The sequence below is a fragment of the Achromobacter sp. B7 genome (assembly GCF_003600685.1).
In the GTDB taxonomy this organism is placed as follows: Bacteria; Pseudomonadota; Gammaproteobacteria; order Burkholderiales; family Burkholderiaceae_B; genus Achromobacter; species Achromobacter spanius_B.
The window spans coordinates 1,845,264-1,859,017 of sequence record NZ_CP032084.1; the positions used below are offsets into that span (position 1 = coordinate 1,845,264).

A 13,754-nucleotide genomic window follows, 5' to 3' on the forward strand; every position below is an offset into this window, starting at 1 on the left:
TCTGTATTTGCCTAGGCAAACATTATGCCAAATAAAAACCCCGGTTCCGGGGGCAAGCAATGGGGGACTGGCGGCGTCACCGTTCCGGCGCCGTGCCCGAGGCCGAGCCGTTGGCGATCATGCGACGCAGGAAATGCATCAGCTGCGTTACTTCATCGGCCGAAAAACCGCGCAGGTGATGATTGAGCGAACGGGCGATGTTGGGCGCGATTTCGCGGGCCTTGGCTTCGCCCAGTTCCGTCAATTCAATCTTCACGACACGGCGGTCCTGCTGGCTGCGGTTACGCCGCAGCAGGCCTTTTGCCTCTAAGCGGTCAAGCGCGCGGGTCATGGCGCCGGTGTCCATGTCGTTCAGGCGGGCCAGTTCGGCCGGGGTGTCGGCGCGCCCCAGAAAGACCATGGCCAGCGGACGCCATTGCATCGCGGTCAGGTCAAGCGGGGCCATTTCCTGGTCCAGCATTCGGGTCAGCGAGTGATAGACCAGCTTGATGAGGTAGCCGGCGTTCTCTTCCCCCATGCAGCGGTGATCGCTGCGGTAATGGACGGGGGAATCGGCGGCGGGCGGGGCAGTTTCGGCATTCATGGGCCGAATTTTACTGCCTAGTCAGTTATTGTCAAGACTGCGAATTCGGCGCGTTATGGGCCTCGGGCGCGCCCTTGCGCAGGCCCGACCAGACGATTGCGGCGACGATCAGGGCCGCGCCCGCCATCATGCGCGGCGTGGGTTCCTGGCTGAACAGCGCCCATGCAAAGGCAATGGCATAGACCGGTTCCAGCGCAATCACCAGCCCGGCCGTGCGTGCGTTAAGCCGCGTCAGGCTGGAGACAAACAGGTAGTGCGACAGCCCCGTGCAGAACACGCCCAGCAAGGCCAGCCAGAACCAGTCCACCGCCGGCAGCGCCGGCAGCTGGCCCACCGCAAACGGCACCATCACCAACGCCACGACGACGTTTTGCCAGCAGGCCACCTGCATCGGGTCCATGCCGGACGCAGAGCGGCGGTTGCTCAGGGCAAGCAGTGCAAACGTCAGGCCGGACAACAAGCCCCAGGCCAGGCCGATGGTGCCCTGGTCCGCCAGGTCGAAAGACGGGGTGACCAGGATGAGCCCGGCCGTGACCAGACCCAGCAACATCCATTCGCCGGCGCGGATGCGTTCGCGAAAGAGCAGGCCTTCGAATAGCGTGATGAAGGCCGGGAAGCTGGCGAAGCCCAGCGTGGCAATGGCGATGCCCCCGACCTTGACCGAAATGAAGAACGTGACCCAGTGCGCGGCCAGCAGCGCGCCGGCCAGTACCAGCACGAATAGTTGCGCGGGCGTCAGCACACCCAGCAGCGGCTTGCCGCGCAGCCGGGCAAAGACCCCCAGCGAAATTACCGCGAAGAGGGCGCGACCCAGCGTGATGACGGCGGCGCTGGCTTGTATCAACTCGCCGAAAACGCCGGTCAGGCCGAAAAGCACGGCGGCAATATGGATATTCGTTAGAGCGCGTTGTCGGGTCATGCCTGGGGTGTCGATGCCAAAAAGCGATGTTGGGGCGTGCAAATCGGCTTGCACTGAATCTAAAATCATCGCATGAATCGTATTGCCAAGCTTTTGCCGCTTTATAGCCCGTCCGGTCGCGTGGCCGGAATCCTCATGGCGATGCTTGGCGCGGTGCTGTTTTCCGCGAAGGCGATTGTCGTCAAGTTCACCTATCGCTATGGGATTGACGCCGTTACGTTGATCGCCTTTCGCATGCTGTTCGCGATGCCGTTCTTCGCGGCGGTGGCCTGGTATCAGTCGCGCCGCGCCGCGCGGGGCGAGATCGTCGTCATGACTCCGAAGGAGCGCGTGCAGGTCATCGTGCTGGGGCTGCTGGGCTATTACCTGTCCAGCTTCCTGGATTTTCTGGGGCTGCGCTATATCACCGCCAGCCTTGAACGCTTGATCCTGTTTCTGTCGCCATCGCTGGTGGTGCTGCTGTCCGCGTTCTGGTTCAAGCGGCCCATCGAGCGCCGGCAGTGGCTGGCCATGGTGCTGTCTTATACGGGCGTGGTGCTGGTGTTTGCCCACGACCTGTCCTTCGGTGCCGGCAACGAGGTGCTGTTAGGGTCTTTGTTCGTTTTTGGCTCGGCGGCAAGCTATTCTGTGTACCTGATTTGTTCGGGCGAACTGATCAAGCGGGTCGGGCCGACGCGCCTGGTGGCCTACGCCATGCTGGTGTCGTGCATCGCCTGCATCATCCAGTTTTTTGTGATCCACCCCCCGTCAATGTTGATCCAGCCGGCGGGTGTGTATGGATATTCCGTTATTCACGCCACCTTGAACACGGTGGTGCCGGTGTTCATGCTGATGTGGGCGGTATCGCTGATCGGCGCGCCGACGGCCTCGTTGCTGGGCATGATGGGGCCGGTGTCGGTGTTGTTCCTGGCGTCGTGGTTCCTGGACGAGCCCATCACGGTATGGCAGATGGCGGGCACGGCCTTGGTGTTGACCGGCGTATTCGCATTGATGGGCGGCGGCGCCGGCAAAGCGGCAACGGTCGCCCCGCGCGAGGCCCCGCTGCCGCCGCGTTGAAATCTGGTTTTCTTGGTTTATTCGCATCACTTTCATTTAAAGGAGGCCAGCATGGCCAGCAATCTCGTCAAGGCAATTCGTATCGAGCAACACGGTGGTCCCGAAGTCCTGAAGCTGGTTGACGTGGAAGTGCCGGCGCCGGCCGCCAATGAAGTCACGATCGAACAGCACGCCGCTGGCCTGAACTTCATCGACATTTATTTCCGCACGGGCCTGTACCCCCATCCGTTGCCGCATGGCCTGGGCTTTGAAGCCGCCGGCGTGGTTACTGCCGTGGGCGCTGACGTCAAGCACCTGAAAAAGGGCGACCGCGTCGCGTACGGCCAAAGCCCCATCGGCGCGTACGCGCAGGCGCGCAATGTGCCCGCCAACCAGGTCGTGAAGGTGCCCAAGGGCATCGGCTTTGACGAGGCCGCCGCGCTGATGCTCAAGGGCTTGACGGTGCAATACCTGTTCCGCCAGACCTATCGCCTGCAAGGCGGTGAAACCATTCTGTTCCACGCGGCTGCTGGCGGCGTGGGCCTGATCGCCTGCCAATGGGCCAAGGCCCTGGGCGTGAAGCTGATCGGCACCGTGTCCAGCCCGGAAAAGGCCGAACTGGCCCGCGCCAACGGCGCCTGGGAAACCATCGACTACTCGCGCGAAAACGTCGCCGAGCGCGTGCTGGAATTGACCAAGGGCAAGAAAGTGCCGGTCGTGTACGACGGCGTGGGCAAGGACACCTGGGAAACCTCGTTGGACTGCATCGAGCCGCGCGGCCTGATGGTCAGCTTCGGCAACGCGTCCGGTCCGGTCGCCGGCGTCAACCTGGCCGTGCTGAACCAGAAGGGCAGCCTGTACGTGACGCGTCCGTCGCTGGGCGTGCATGTGAACACGCTGGAAAAGCTGCAAGCTGCCTCGGAAGAAGTGTTTGACCTGGTCTTGAAGAAAAAGATCAAGGTGCGCATCGACCAGCGCTATTCGCTGGAGCAAGCGGGCGAAGCGCAGACCGCGCTGGCCTCGCGCAAGACCACCGGCGCCACCGTGCTGATGCTGGACTGATCCGCCAGAATCGGCTGCCGGCCCTCGGGCCGGATCGTGCCGTAGCCGGCTGAACCAGGGCCGGGCAAGACGCGCAATGCGCAGCTTGCCCGGCCCTTTTTGCTGCCGCGCGCCGTGCGCAGAATGACAAATCCCCATGCACGGCCCGACAAGCCTGCGCGCAATGCCGTTGCTATTCTGGCCCCACACTTTTTGTTGGAGCGTTCAGATGTCTTCAGCACGCAGCAGCGCCACCGACACCGCCGCCAGCGACCGCCCGGAACTGGCCGCCATCCGGGAATTCATGCTGATAGACGGGCAGCCGGTACACGAAGGGCAGGGCCAGCCGATCCCCGTGTACGACCCAGCCACCGGCCGCGTCATCGCCCACCAGCCCGATGCCGGACCCGCCCAGGTGGATCTGGCGGTACAAGCGGCGCGGCGCGCCTTTACCTCGGGCCCGTGGCGCGACATGCTGCCCGCCGGCCGCGAACGGCTGCTGCTGAAGCTGGCCGACCTGCTTGAACAGCACGGTACGGAACTGGCCCGTCTGGAAACGTTGAACAACGGCAAGCTGCTGGGCATTGCGCAGGGGCTGGAAGTGGGCGCGGGGGCACAGTGGCTGCGTTACATGGCCGGATGGGCCACCAAGATCACGGGCGACACACTGTCGCTGTCGATTCCGTTTCCCCCCGGCGTGCAGTACAGCGCCTACACGCTGGCGCAGCCGGTCGGGGTGGTCGGCGCCATCATTCCGTGGAATTTTCCCTTGTTGATGGCGGTGTGGAAGATTGCGCCCGCGCTGGCCACCGGCTGCACCGTTGTCCTCAAGCCCGCCGAAGAAACCCCGCTGACCGCGTTGCGGCTGGCCGAATTGGTGCTTCAGGCGGGCTTTCCACCGGGCGTCGTCAATGTCATCACTGGCCGTGGCGAGACCACCGGCGCGGCGCTGGTCGCGCATCCGGGGATCAACAAAATTGCCTTCACCGGCTCTACCGAGGTCGGCAAGCTGATCGGCCGAGCCGCCATGGACGACATGAAGCGCGTGTCGCTGGAACTGGGCGGCAAATCCCCCGTCATCGTGCTGGATGACTGCGACGTGGACCGCGCCGTGCAAGGCGCCGCCGCCGCCATCTTCTTCAACCAGGGCCAGGTATGCACGGCGGGTTCGCGCCTGTACGTGCAACGTGGCCTGTATGACAAGGTGGTGCAGGGGCTGGCCGACGTGGCCGCCGGCATGACGCTGGGGTCGGGCTTTGATCCCGCCACGCAGATCGGGCCGCTGATTTCGGCGCGCCACAAGCAGCGTGTCATGGACTACATCGGTATCGGCCGCGCCGAAGGCGGGCGGGTACTGGCCGGGGGCGTGGCAGGCGATGGCGACGGCTACTTCGTGCGCCCCACCGTGTTCGCGGATGTACCGCAACAAGCGCGCATCACCCAGGAAGAAATCTTCGGGCCCGTCGTCGTGGCGCAATCGTTCGACACGCTGGATGACGCGGTGCGTCTGGCCAACGACAGCGCGTTCGGATTGGGCGCCAGCATCTGGAGCAACGACCTGACGCGCGTGCAGCGCCTGATCCCGCAAATCGATGCGGGCACGGTGTGGGTCAACACGCACAACATGCTGGACCCCAACATGCCGTTTGGCGGGTTCAAGCAATCGGGCGTCGGCCGCGAACATGGCAGGGCGGTGATTGAGATGTATCTGGAGAAGAAGTCGGTTTGCATCGCGTACTAGCACGCAGGATGCGGGACGCTTCGCCCGACGAAACCGTGGCGATCGCGCGTAGCCACCCACCGGCGCTTGAGCTTACCCACCCGGTCAACGACGCCAACCAGATTCAAATGCAGTACATCCACGACCTCAAGGTCGAGAACGGGCCTGGGATGCGCGGCGTGCAGCTGCGCTACGTCTACGCCTTCCAGGGAATCGGATCATGACACCAGGAGAATATCGATGATTGCGCTGCAAGCCAGATCACGGGCGTTGCGGGTGGGCCGATGGGCGCTGTGCGCCGCCTTGGTCAGCGCCACGGGCCTAGCCTGGGCCGACCTGCCCATAGAAGAGCTGAAGGGCGGCACCCGCTTGCCCCCGGCCAACGCGCACCGGCTTTACGTCGTGGACGTGGCCTTCAACCATATGGTCGACAGCCGGATCCACGTCTACGACGGTGACACCGGCAAATTCCTCGGCCTGGTGCCCACATCGCTCAACGGCCACATGACGGTATCGGCCAACGGCCAGGACATCTACGTCATGACGTCCTATTACGAGCGGCTCAATCGCGGCAAGCGCACCGACGTCATCGAAGCGTGGGACGCCGAAACGTTGACCCCGAAGTACGAAGTGCCGATTCCGAACAAGCGGGCGCAAGCGCTGAACTATCGCAATTATCTGCGCCAGACCACGGACGGTGATCTGCTGTTGGCGCAGAACGCCACGCCGGCCACGTCAGTCACCGTGGTCGATCTGAAAACGCGTCAGTTCACCGACGAAATCACGGCGACGGCGGGGTGCTGGAGCGTCATCCCGTTGCCGTCCCGCCCGCGCAGCTTCACCACCCTCTGCGGTGATGGCGCGCTGCTAACCATCGACCTGGACGCCGCGGGCAAGCCCGCCGCCCAGCAGCGCAGCAAGCCGATGTTCGACGTGGAAAAAGACCCCGTCTTCACGCACACCGAGAACCTGGGCGACACCTTCTACTTCGTGTCTTTCAACGGCAACGTCTACACCGCCGATTTCAGCGGCAAGGATGTGCAATTTGGCGCGCCATGGTCTTTGCTGGATGCCACCGGCAAAGATCGCGGCTGGCGGCCCGGCGGCTACAACCTGCTGGCCGTCAACCGCGCGTTGAAGCGGCTGTACGTGGGCATGCATCCCAACGGAGCGGAAGGCACGCACAAGAATCCCGCTGCCGAGATCTGGGTCTACGACCTGGAATCCCGCAAGCGCATCGCGCGCGTGCCGGGCAAGGGCGCCGTGTCGATGTCCGTTTCGCAGGACGACCAGCCCCGCCTGTTCACCATCGACGGCAGCAACGTCAGCGTGTTCGACGCCGTGCCGACGGCGCCGGTGTTCAAGACCACCATTCAGGCCGCGGGTGAAACCGCGGTGCAGGTCGAGCCGCAACCCGTCCGGAGCACGCCATGAATGACCCCGTGCTGTTCTACGGCGCCAGCGCCGCGCTGGCATGCGTGCTGCTGTTGGGCGCGCTTGAAAAGATCAAGGACCTGACGGCGTTCACAGCGGCCGTATCCGGTTACGACCTGCTGCCGGCCGGCCTTGTGGGCGTGTTTGCACGAGCCTACGTGCTTGCCGAGATCGCGGCGGGCGCGTTGCTGCTGATCCCGGGGCGCCAGCCGCTTGGCGCCGCGCTGGCCTTGGGCGTGCTGGCCGTGGCAACCCTGGCGCTGGCGATCAACCTGGCGCGCGGGCACCGGGATATCGATTGCGGATGTTCGGGGCCGGTTGCCAAGGCGCCGGGTGCGCCGCATGGCGGCCTGACAGGGTGGCTGGTGCTGCGCAACGGCGCGCTTGCGCTATGGACGCTGCCGGCGCTGGCATCGCTGTCGGGCCATGCGCGCGGCCTGCAATGGGCGGACGCCGCCGCCGTGTTCGGCCTGGCGATGACCGCCGTGGGCCTGTACTTCACCGCCAATCACCTATTGGCCTCGCATCTCAAGCTACGGAACCTTTGAAGGAGTTTCATATGGATGCCTTGATCATTTCCAATTTCCTGTTGTGGGGCGTGGTGCTGTGCCTGGTGCTGGTCATCCTGGCCCTGTCGCGTCAGATCGGCGTGCTGTATGAACGCGTGGCGCCGATGGGGGCGCTGACGATGGACAAGGGCCCCGCCGTGGGCGAGCCCGCGCCGCACTTTGCCTTGCCCGATCTGCTGGGCCGCCGCATCACCATCGGTGAACGCGGCCAACACAGCCAGCTGCTGTTCTTTCTGTCGCCCACCTGCCCGGTGTGCAAGAAGCTGTTGCCCATCCTGAAATCGGTGGCCGCCACGGAAAACGCGTGGTTGCGCATCGTGCTGGCCAGCGATGGCGAGATGCCCGAGCATCTTGCGTTCTACAAGCAGGCTGGCCTGGAAAGATTCCCCTACGTGCTGTCCACCGAACTGGGCATGAAGTTCCAGATCAGCAAGCTGCCTTACGCGGTGCTGCTGGATGAAACCGGCACCCTGCGCGCCAAGGGGCTGATCAACTCCCGCGAGCAACTTGAAAGCCTGTTCACGGCCAAGGAACTTGGCGTGGCGTCGGTACAGGAATTCCTGGCCGCGGGCACGCTGGACGAAACCCAGATTTCCCGCAAGGAGAGCCGCAATGCACTGGCTGGATAAATTGGGAGAGCGCGCCACGCGCTCGGTAGCGCACGCCACGTCGCGGCGCAGCGTGTTGAATCGCATCGGCAAGCTGCTGGTCGGCACCGCGTTTCTGGTGCCGGTGCTGCCGGTGGCCCGCTCGGCGCCTGCCGCCGCGAAGAAGCCGCAAACCGACGACACGGCTTGCGACTACTGGCGCTATTGCGCGGTGGACGGGTTTTTATGTTCGTGCTGCGGCGGCAGCATGACATCGTGCCCGCCCGGCACCTCGCCGTCCGCCGTGTCGTGGGTGGGCACCTGCCATAACCCGCTGGACGGCAAGGACTATCTCATCAGCTACAACGACTGCTGCGGCAAGACGGCTTGCGGCAAGTGCATGTGCGCGGCCGCCGAGCGCGAGCGCCCGGGCTATCAGATGTTCCTGCACAACGACGTGAACTGGTGCATGTCGAACGAGTCCTCGATCTTTCACTGCACAACGTCGGTGATCGTGGGCATGGCCAAACCGCAGCCGAAGGCGCCGGCCAAACCATGAGGCAGGGCGGCAACGCGCGCATGCGACGGCGGTGCTTGGCAACGGCCCTCGTCCTGCTCTTGGCGGGGCCGGCGGCGGCCCAGGGCGATACCGCCCCGACCGACCGCCTGCGGCAGGCCGCCAGGGCCGACTACGTCCTGCAATGCGCGGGTTGCCATCGCGGGGATGGTCGCGGCAGCAACCCGCACGGCATTCCCGATTTTCGGCAGTCGGTGGGTGCGTTCGTGCACTTGCCCGCCGGACGCGAATATCTGGTCCGGGTGCCGGGCGCCGCGCATTCGCAGCTGAGTCATGCCGAGCTTGCCGACGTGCTGAATTGGGTGCTGACCGAATTCAGCCCGGCCCAGTTGCCGGCGGATTTTGTTCCCTATGACGAAGCGGAAGTGGCCGCGGCCCGGCCGCGCCGTTATGACGATGTGGTGCCCGTTCGGCATGAATTGGCCAAGGCGTTGGCGGCAATGGGCTTCACCTTGTCTGATTATTCTTACGGTAATGACAGAAAGCCCTAGTCCGGACAATTTTTAGGGGTTGTCACCGATACTCGCCCGCCAGGCGTGGTGCTAGAAAGAGGCAGCATCCATCCACCGAACGCTGTAGCTGTGCCACGGGGCTAGCCGATCCAGGCACAAAAGGCACGCCGTTTCCAGACGCCGGAGTCGCCATGTCATCGTCCTTGTTGCGCAGCACGCCCAGCCATTTTCTGGATTGCGCCAGCTGGCAGGAAAGCATCAGCAGCACCTTCGTACCCTTGGAAGTATCGGCGGTATCTTCCGCGCGCTTTCGCAATAGCGTGGCGGTGGATTCGCTGGGTTGGATGCACGTTAGCGAATTGCGCAGCAGCGCGCAGCGCGTGCGCCGCAGCAAGCTGCTGGCGGGCCAGTCCGAGCAGGCGGGCTACAAAGTCACGCTGCAACTGTCGGGCCGCAGCGAAATTCGCCAATCCAGTCGCAGCGCCTTGCTGACGCCGGGCGAATGGAGCATCTACGACACGACGCGTCCCTACGAGATTGACGTTGACGAGGGTGCGCATTTCCTGGTGATGCAGGTGCCGGGCAAGCATGCCGAGACCTGGCAGCCGCACATGCACAACGCGGTGGCGCGCAGCTTCAGCGCACGGCAAGGCTGCGGCCGCATGGCGATGGATCTGCTGCGGGTGGCGCTGAACGAGCACGCCCATCTGTCAGAAAGCGCCGCGCGCGACGCCGCCAACGCGGTGCTGCAAATGATGGGGTTGGATATCAGCGAGCGGACGGGAGGGCAGCTCGAACAAGACCAGATCGGGGTCAAGCAGGCGCAATTGCGGCGCGTGCAGCAGCACATCATGGAAAATCTGCACGATCCAAATCTGTCGCCGGCCTCGACCGCGGCGGTGTTTCGGATGTCGCGCCGCTATCTGTACAACCTGTTTGCGCTGGCATCGACGACGCCGGCCGAGTTCATTCTTGGCACCCGGCTGCAACGCAGCCGCGACGTGCTGCGCGATGCCACGCAGTCGGCGCGGCAGATCGGTGATATCGCGTATCGCTTTGGATTTTCAGATGCGGCGCGCTTCAGTCACGCTTTCCGCAAGCGCTTCGGCGCGTCGCCGTCGGAATATCGGCGGCAAGGGCGTTGACGGGCTGAGCCGACGGTAGAAGGCAGGGGCCGACAGCGCAAGTGTCGGCCGGTATTTACAGCTGCTCTTCGTTGATCAGGTCTTCTTTGCCGTAGAACTTCACGCCGATGTGAATGCGGTCGCGACCTTGCGCGCGGCGATGGCGGTTGGTGTCGCGCAGCGAATACACGCAGCCGCAATATTCCTGCTGATAGAAGTTTTCACGCTTGCTGATTTCGATCATGCGGGCCGAACCGCCGCCTTTGCGCCAGTTGTAGGTCCAGTAGATCAGATCGTCGTAGCGGGCGGCAGCGCGTTCGCCGCAGCCGTTGATCTGGTTCATGTCTTTCCAGCGCGAAATGCCCAACGAGCTGGTGATGGTGTCAAAGCCGTGCTCGTGCGCGTACAGGGCAGTGCGTTCAAAGCGCATGTCGAAGCAGGCGGTGCAGCGTTCGCCGCGCTCGGGGGCGTCTTCCATGCCCTTGACGCGGTCGAACCAGTTGTCCATGTCGTAGTCGGCGTCGATGAATTCGATGCCGTGCTGCTCGGCAAAGCGGATGTTTTCCTGCTTGCGGATCTCGTACTCTTTTACCGGATGAATGTTCGGGTTATAGAAGTAGATCGCGTAGTCGATGCCGGAAGCCGTCATGGCTTCCATGACCTCGCCAGAACAGGGCGCGCAGCACGAGTGCATCAGCACTTTGCTCCGGCCGGCGGGAAGGTCAAGCTTGGGGCGGACGAGTTCGGACATGGCGTGCAAGGAAAAAAGACGAAAAACGCCTTATTTTACCGCGAGTTGCCGCGCCCGGGCCGGCGCTTGGGCGATGACCCGGGCCACCACTCGGCCCAAGGTCACGTGTCACCCAAGCTGTGACCCTGGCTCTGACGCCGGCTGTGACGCCGGCTGTGACCCCGGCTGCGGCCCCATCACCGAATCCCACAGCTCGCGCACCGCCGTGCGTTCGTCCACCAGCTGATCCGGCCCCACCCGCGCCTTTTCCACGCCCTGCATGCGCAGCTGATGCTGCACGCGGCGCAAGGTGCGGTAGGCGTCGGCGGCGCGTGCCGCGAGCTCGGGCGCGATCAGCCCGGCTTCGCCCGCCAGGCGCAACAGCGTGATGTTGCCCAGGTTCTTCACAAACACGGGGTGCGTGCCCGCATAGCAAAGCACCAGGTACTGCGTCACGAATTCCACGTCGACCATCCCGCCGCGGTCGTGTTTCAAATCAAACTGCTGGCTGGTGTTGGGATGGCCGGCGTTGATCTTTTCGCGCATGGCCAGCACTTCGTTGCGCAGGGCGGCGGGGTCGCGCGGCTGCACCAGGATCGCTTCGCGGATGGCTTCGAAACGGGCGCCCACGTTGGTATCCCCAGCCGCAAAGCGCGCGCGGGTCAACGCCTGGTGTTCCCAGGCCCAGGCATGCTTGTGCTGGTATTGCTCGAACGCTTCCACGGATACGGCCAGCAGCCCGGCGTCGCCATCGGGCCGCAAGCGCAGGTCCACTTCATACAGCCGGCCCGACGAAGTCATCGTCGACAGCCACGACGTCATGCGACGGCCCAGCTTGGCGTAGACCTCGGCGGCGTCCTCGCGCGCATCGTCGAACAGAAACACCAGGTCCAGATCGGACGCGTAGCCCAGTTCCTTGCCGCCCAGCTTGCCGTACGCGATGACGGCGAATCGGGGCGGCTCGCCTTCCAGCTTGTTCACCAGCGGCCAGGCGCGGCGAATGGTCTCGGTCAGCAGCAGGTCGGCCAGCGCCGACAATTGGTCGGCCAGCTTTTCAACCGTGAGTTCGCCTTCCAGATCCTGCGCCAGCAGCTGGAAGCTGGCCTGGCGCTGTACGTCGCGCATCAGGTTCATCTGACGCTCGATGTCCGGCGAGCCATCGGGCAGTCGGCAAGCATCCAGGTCGGCGGTCAACTGCCGCGCGATCTGCGCGAAGTCCAGCGGTTGGAATAAGGTGCGCCAGTCGATCAGGCTGTCCAGCAGCAAGGGGTGCTGCGTCAGATACTGCGCGGCCCAGGGGCTGGCCGCCACCATGCGCGCCACGCGCGCCAGGGTGTCGGGGTATTCGGCCAACAGCGCCAGGTAGGCGCTGCGTTGGGCAATTTTCTCGATCAGGTCAAACAGGCGGACAGCGGCGTTCAAGGGCGCCGGAGTCTGCCGCGCGGCGCGCAGCGCGGCGGGCAGCAGGGCTTCCATGCGGCGGCGGCTGCTTTCGGGCAGGCTGCGTACGCGATGGCTGCCCAGCAGGGTCTCGGTACGCCGCAACAGGTCTTGGGCCTCGTCGCCGAAAGCCTGGCGGATCTGCTCGGCCAATTCGCATTCGTTGTCAGGCTCTTCGGCGTCGTCAGCGGCCTCGCCCGACGTGCCGGTGTCCTCGGCATCGCCCATGCCGACCATGCGGAACACGTTGCGGAACGTTTGCGAGACGAATTTGCGGTGCGCGGCCAGCGTGCTTTCAAAATCGTCATGGCTCATGCCCAGCGCGGCGGCCAGCGCGGCTCGCTGTTCGGCGTCGCCGGGCAACAGATGCGTCTGTTCGTCTTCCCGATACTGCAAGGCGTGTTCGGTGCGGCGCAGGTAGCGATAGGCCTCTTCAAGGCGGCGCGCGTCGTCCTCCGGCACCAGCCCGGCCACGCGCTCGGCGTGCAGCGCTTCCAGAAGGCCGCGTTTTTGCAGGGCGGGCATGCGACCGCCGCGTATCAGTTGTGCCAACTGCACCACAAATTCGATCTCGCGGATGCCGCCGTCACCCAGCTTGATATTGTTGGCGCTGTCGATGCCGTTGCGCGCCATGGCGCGACGTTGCCAGTCTTGGCGGATACGTTCGCGCAGCGCGCGCAGCGCGGCCAGCGCATCAAAGTCAAAATACTTGCGATAGACGAACGGCACCCGCAGGCTTTCCAACTGGCGGGCCTGGGCGGCGCTGTCGCTGCCTTCAAACGCCTGGGCGGGCATGAGGCGCGCCTTCAACCAGGCATAACGTTCCCATTCGCGGCCCTGGCCGATCAAGTAGTGCTCCAGCGCGTCCAGACTCCAGGCCAGCGGGCCGGCGTCGCCGTCGGGTCGCAGGCGCAGGTCCGTGCGAAATACCTGGCCGTTCGCATCCACTTCCGAAATCACCGGCATCATGCGCCGGGTGAGCCTACCGTAGAACTCGTGGTGGCTGATGCGGCGCGGGCCGTCGGTTTCGCCTTCTTCGCCATACAGCATGATCAGGTCGATGTCCGAGGACACGTTCAGCTCGCACCCGCCCAGCTTGCCCATGCCGACAATCAGCATTTCCTGGGGCTTGCCGGTGGCCGGGTCGCGCGGCACACCGTGCATGGCCGCCAGGTCGGTGGCCACACTGCGGTAGGCTTGCGCCACCGCGATGTCCGCCAGCGTGGTCATTGCGCCCACCACTTCTTCCAGACCGGCCTGGCCGGACAAGTCCCGCACGATCAATACGCTGAATACGCGTTCGCGTAATTTGCGCAGCACCATGCGGCAGGTGTCCACGGGCAGGATGTCCGGCGCGTCGGGGCCCGCCAGTTCGGCCTGCCATTGCGCCATGCGAGCGGCCGTGACGGGCTGCTGCACGGCCTCTGCAAGCCAGGCGGCCAGGTCGGGATGGGCGTCCAGTCGGCGGCGCAAATGGCCGGACCAGGCAAGGGCGGGGGCAAGCAAAGAGGGCGAGGACATGGCGTGGAGGCGGCAGACGAAT

At 64.5% G+C, this 13,754-nt stretch carries 14 protein-coding genes; 10 read left to right on the forward strand and 4 right to left on the reverse strand.

Annotated elements, in window-relative coordinates; translation table 11 throughout:
• Nucleotides 1-76: 76 nt before the first annotated feature.
• Nucleotides 77-583 (reverse strand): MarR family winged helix-turn-helix transcriptional regulator, encoded by a 507-nt coding sequence (locus DVB37_RS08320; protein WP_082134389.1) that lies wholly within the window; start codon nucleotides 581-583, stop codon nucleotides 77-79.
• A gap of 31 nt (nucleotides 584-614) precedes the next feature.
• Nucleotides 615-1,502 (reverse strand): DMT family transporter, encoded by an 888-nt coding sequence (locus tag DVB37_RS08325; RefSeq protein ID WP_120154607.1) that lies wholly within the window; start codon nucleotides 1,500-1,502, stop codon nucleotides 615-617.
• A 72-nt stretch (nucleotides 1,503-1,574) separates the two neighbouring features.
• On the opposite strand from DVB37_RS08325, the gene DVB37_RS08330 reads away from it, so the two are divergent.
• The 10 genes from DVB37_RS08330 to DVB37_RS08375 all read left to right on the forward strand — a co-directional run bounded on the left by DVB37_RS08330 (nucleotide 1,575) and on the right by DVB37_RS08375 (nucleotide 10,062).
• Entirely contained in the window at nucleotides 1,575-2,558 is a 984-nt protein-coding gene (locus DVB37_RS08330; RefSeq protein ID WP_104145730.1) for a DMT family transporter, read from the forward strand.
• 51 nt (nucleotides 2,559-2,609) lie between these two features.
• The gene (locus DVB37_RS08335) at nucleotides 2,610-3,599 is read left to right on the forward strand and encodes a quinone oxidoreductase (RefSeq protein ID WP_046803725.1); all 990 of its coding nucleotides are present in this window, start codon (nucleotides 2,610-2,612) and stop codon (nucleotides 3,597-3,599) included.
• A 208-nt stretch (nucleotides 3,600-3,807) separates the two neighbouring features.
• Nucleotides 3,808-5,319, forward strand: coding sequence for a phenylacetaldehyde dehydrogenase StyD (gene styD, locus DVB37_RS08340; protein ID WP_046803724.1), 1,512 nt, complete (start codon nucleotides 3,808-3,810; stop codon nucleotides 5,317-5,319).
• Nucleotides 5,304-5,522 carry a hypothetical protein gene (locus DVB37_RS08345; RefSeq protein ID WP_240434055.1) on the forward strand — a complete coding sequence of 73 codons (219 nt, stop codon included), beginning with the start codon at nucleotides 5,304-5,306 and terminating at the stop codon, nucleotides 5,520-5,522. Before styD ends, DVB37_RS08345 begins: the two co-directional genes overlap by 16 nt.
• A 16-nt stretch (nucleotides 5,523-5,538) precedes the next feature.
• Nucleotides 5,539-6,732, forward strand: coding sequence for an amine dehydrogenase large subunit (locus tag DVB37_RS08350; protein WP_120154609.1), 1,194 nt, complete (start codon nucleotides 5,539-5,541; stop codon nucleotides 6,730-6,732).
• The gene (locus DVB37_RS08355) at nucleotides 6,729-7,280 is read left to right on the forward strand and encodes a MauE/DoxX family redox-associated membrane protein (RefSeq protein ID WP_046803721.1); all 552 of its coding nucleotides are present in this window, start codon (nucleotides 6,729-6,731) and stop codon (nucleotides 7,278-7,280) included. The genes DVB37_RS08350 and DVB37_RS08355 overlap by 4 nt, the downstream gene beginning before the upstream one ends.
• An 11-nt stretch (nucleotides 7,281-7,291) precedes the next feature.
• Nucleotides 7,292-7,930 carry a methylamine dehydrogenase accessory protein MauD gene (gene mauD, locus DVB37_RS08360; protein WP_104145726.1) on the forward strand — a complete coding sequence of 213 codons (639 nt, stop codon included), beginning with the start codon at nucleotides 7,292-7,294 and terminating at the stop codon, nucleotides 7,928-7,930.
• Entirely contained in the window at nucleotides 7,914-8,447 is a 534-nt protein-coding gene (locus tag DVB37_RS08365; RefSeq protein WP_046803719.1) for a methylamine dehydrogenase light chain, read from the forward strand. The genes mauD and DVB37_RS08365 overlap by 17 nt, the downstream gene beginning before the upstream one ends.
• Before the next feature lie 35 nt (nucleotides 8,448-8,482).
• Nucleotides 8,483-8,956: a cytochrome c gene (locus DVB37_RS08370; RefSeq protein WP_240434056.1), complete on the forward strand. Its 474-nt coding sequence runs from the start codon at nucleotides 8,483-8,485 to the stop codon at nucleotides 8,954-8,956.
• Between the two features lie 152 nt (nucleotides 8,957-9,108).
• On the forward strand, nucleotides 9,109-10,062 hold the full coding sequence (locus tag DVB37_RS08375; protein WP_120154613.1) for a helix-turn-helix domain-containing protein: 954 nt from the start codon (nucleotides 9,109-9,111) through the stop codon (nucleotides 10,060-10,062).
• Between the two features lie 55 nt (nucleotides 10,063-10,117).
• On the opposite strand, the gene DVB37_RS08380 is transcribed toward DVB37_RS08375, so the two are convergent.
• A complete protein-coding gene (locus DVB37_RS08380; protein WP_006218530.1) occupies nucleotides 10,118-10,792 on the reverse strand; it encodes an epoxyqueuosine reductase QueH in 675 nt (224 codons plus the stop codon).
• A gap of 108 nt (nucleotides 10,793-10,900) precedes the next feature.
• Complete coding sequence (glnE, locus tag DVB37_RS08385) at nucleotides 10,901-13,732, reverse strand: bifunctional [glutamate--ammonia ligase]-adenylyl-L-tyrosine phosphorylase/[glutamate--ammonia-ligase] adenylyltransferase (protein ID WP_240434057.1); 2,832 nt, start codon at nucleotides 13,730-13,732, stop codon at nucleotides 10,901-10,903.
• Between the last annotated feature and the right edge of the window lie 22 nt (nucleotides 13,733-13,754).

What these genes read in the sequence shown, in the direction of transcription:
- DVB37_RS08320 (WP_082134389.1), bottom strand. Translation starts at nt 583, where the DNA reads ATGAATGCCGAAACTGCCCCGCCCGCCGCCGATTCCCCCGTCCATTAC.
- DVB37_RS08325 (WP_120154607.1), bottom strand. Translation starts at nt 1,502, where the DNA reads ATGACCCGACAACGCGCTCTAACGAATATCCATATTGCCGCCGTGCTT.
- DVB37_RS08330 (WP_104145730.1), top strand. Translation starts at nt 1,575, where the DNA reads ATGAATCGTATTGCCAAGCTTTTGCCGCTTTATAGCCCGTCCGGTCGC.
- DVB37_RS08335 (WP_046803725.1), top strand. Translation starts at nt 2,610, where the DNA reads ATGGCCAGCAATCTCGTCAAGGCAATTCGTATCGAGCAACACGGTGGT.
- styD (WP_046803724.1), top strand. Translation starts at nt 3,808, where the DNA reads ATGTCTTCAGCACGCAGCAGCGCCACCGACACCGCCGCCAGCGACCGC.
- DVB37_RS08350 (WP_120154609.1), top strand. Translation starts at nt 5,539, where the DNA reads ATGATTGCGCTGCAAGCCAGATCACGGGCGTTGCGGGTGGGCCGATGG.
- DVB37_RS08355 (WP_046803721.1), top strand. Translation starts at nt 6,729, where the DNA reads ATGAATGACCCCGTGCTGTTCTACGGCGCCAGCGCCGCGCTGGCATGC.
- mauD (WP_104145726.1), top strand. Translation starts at nt 7,292, where the DNA reads ATGGATGCCTTGATCATTTCCAATTTCCTGTTGTGGGGCGTGGTGCTG.
- DVB37_RS08365 (WP_046803719.1), top strand. Translation starts at nt 7,914, where the DNA reads ATGCACTGGCTGGATAAATTGGGAGAGCGCGCCACGCGCTCGGTAGCG.
- DVB37_RS08375 (WP_120154613.1), top strand. Translation starts at nt 9,109, where the DNA reads ATGTCATCGTCCTTGTTGCGCAGCACGCCCAGCCATTTTCTGGATTGC.
- DVB37_RS08380 (WP_006218530.1), bottom strand. Translation starts at nt 10,792, where the DNA reads ATGTCCGAACTCGTCCGCCCCAAGCTTGACCTTCCCGCCGGCCGGAGC.
- glnE (WP_240434057.1), bottom strand. Translation starts at nt 13,732, where the DNA reads ATGTCCTCGCCCTCTTTGCTTGCCCCCGCCCTTGCCTGGTCCGGCCAT.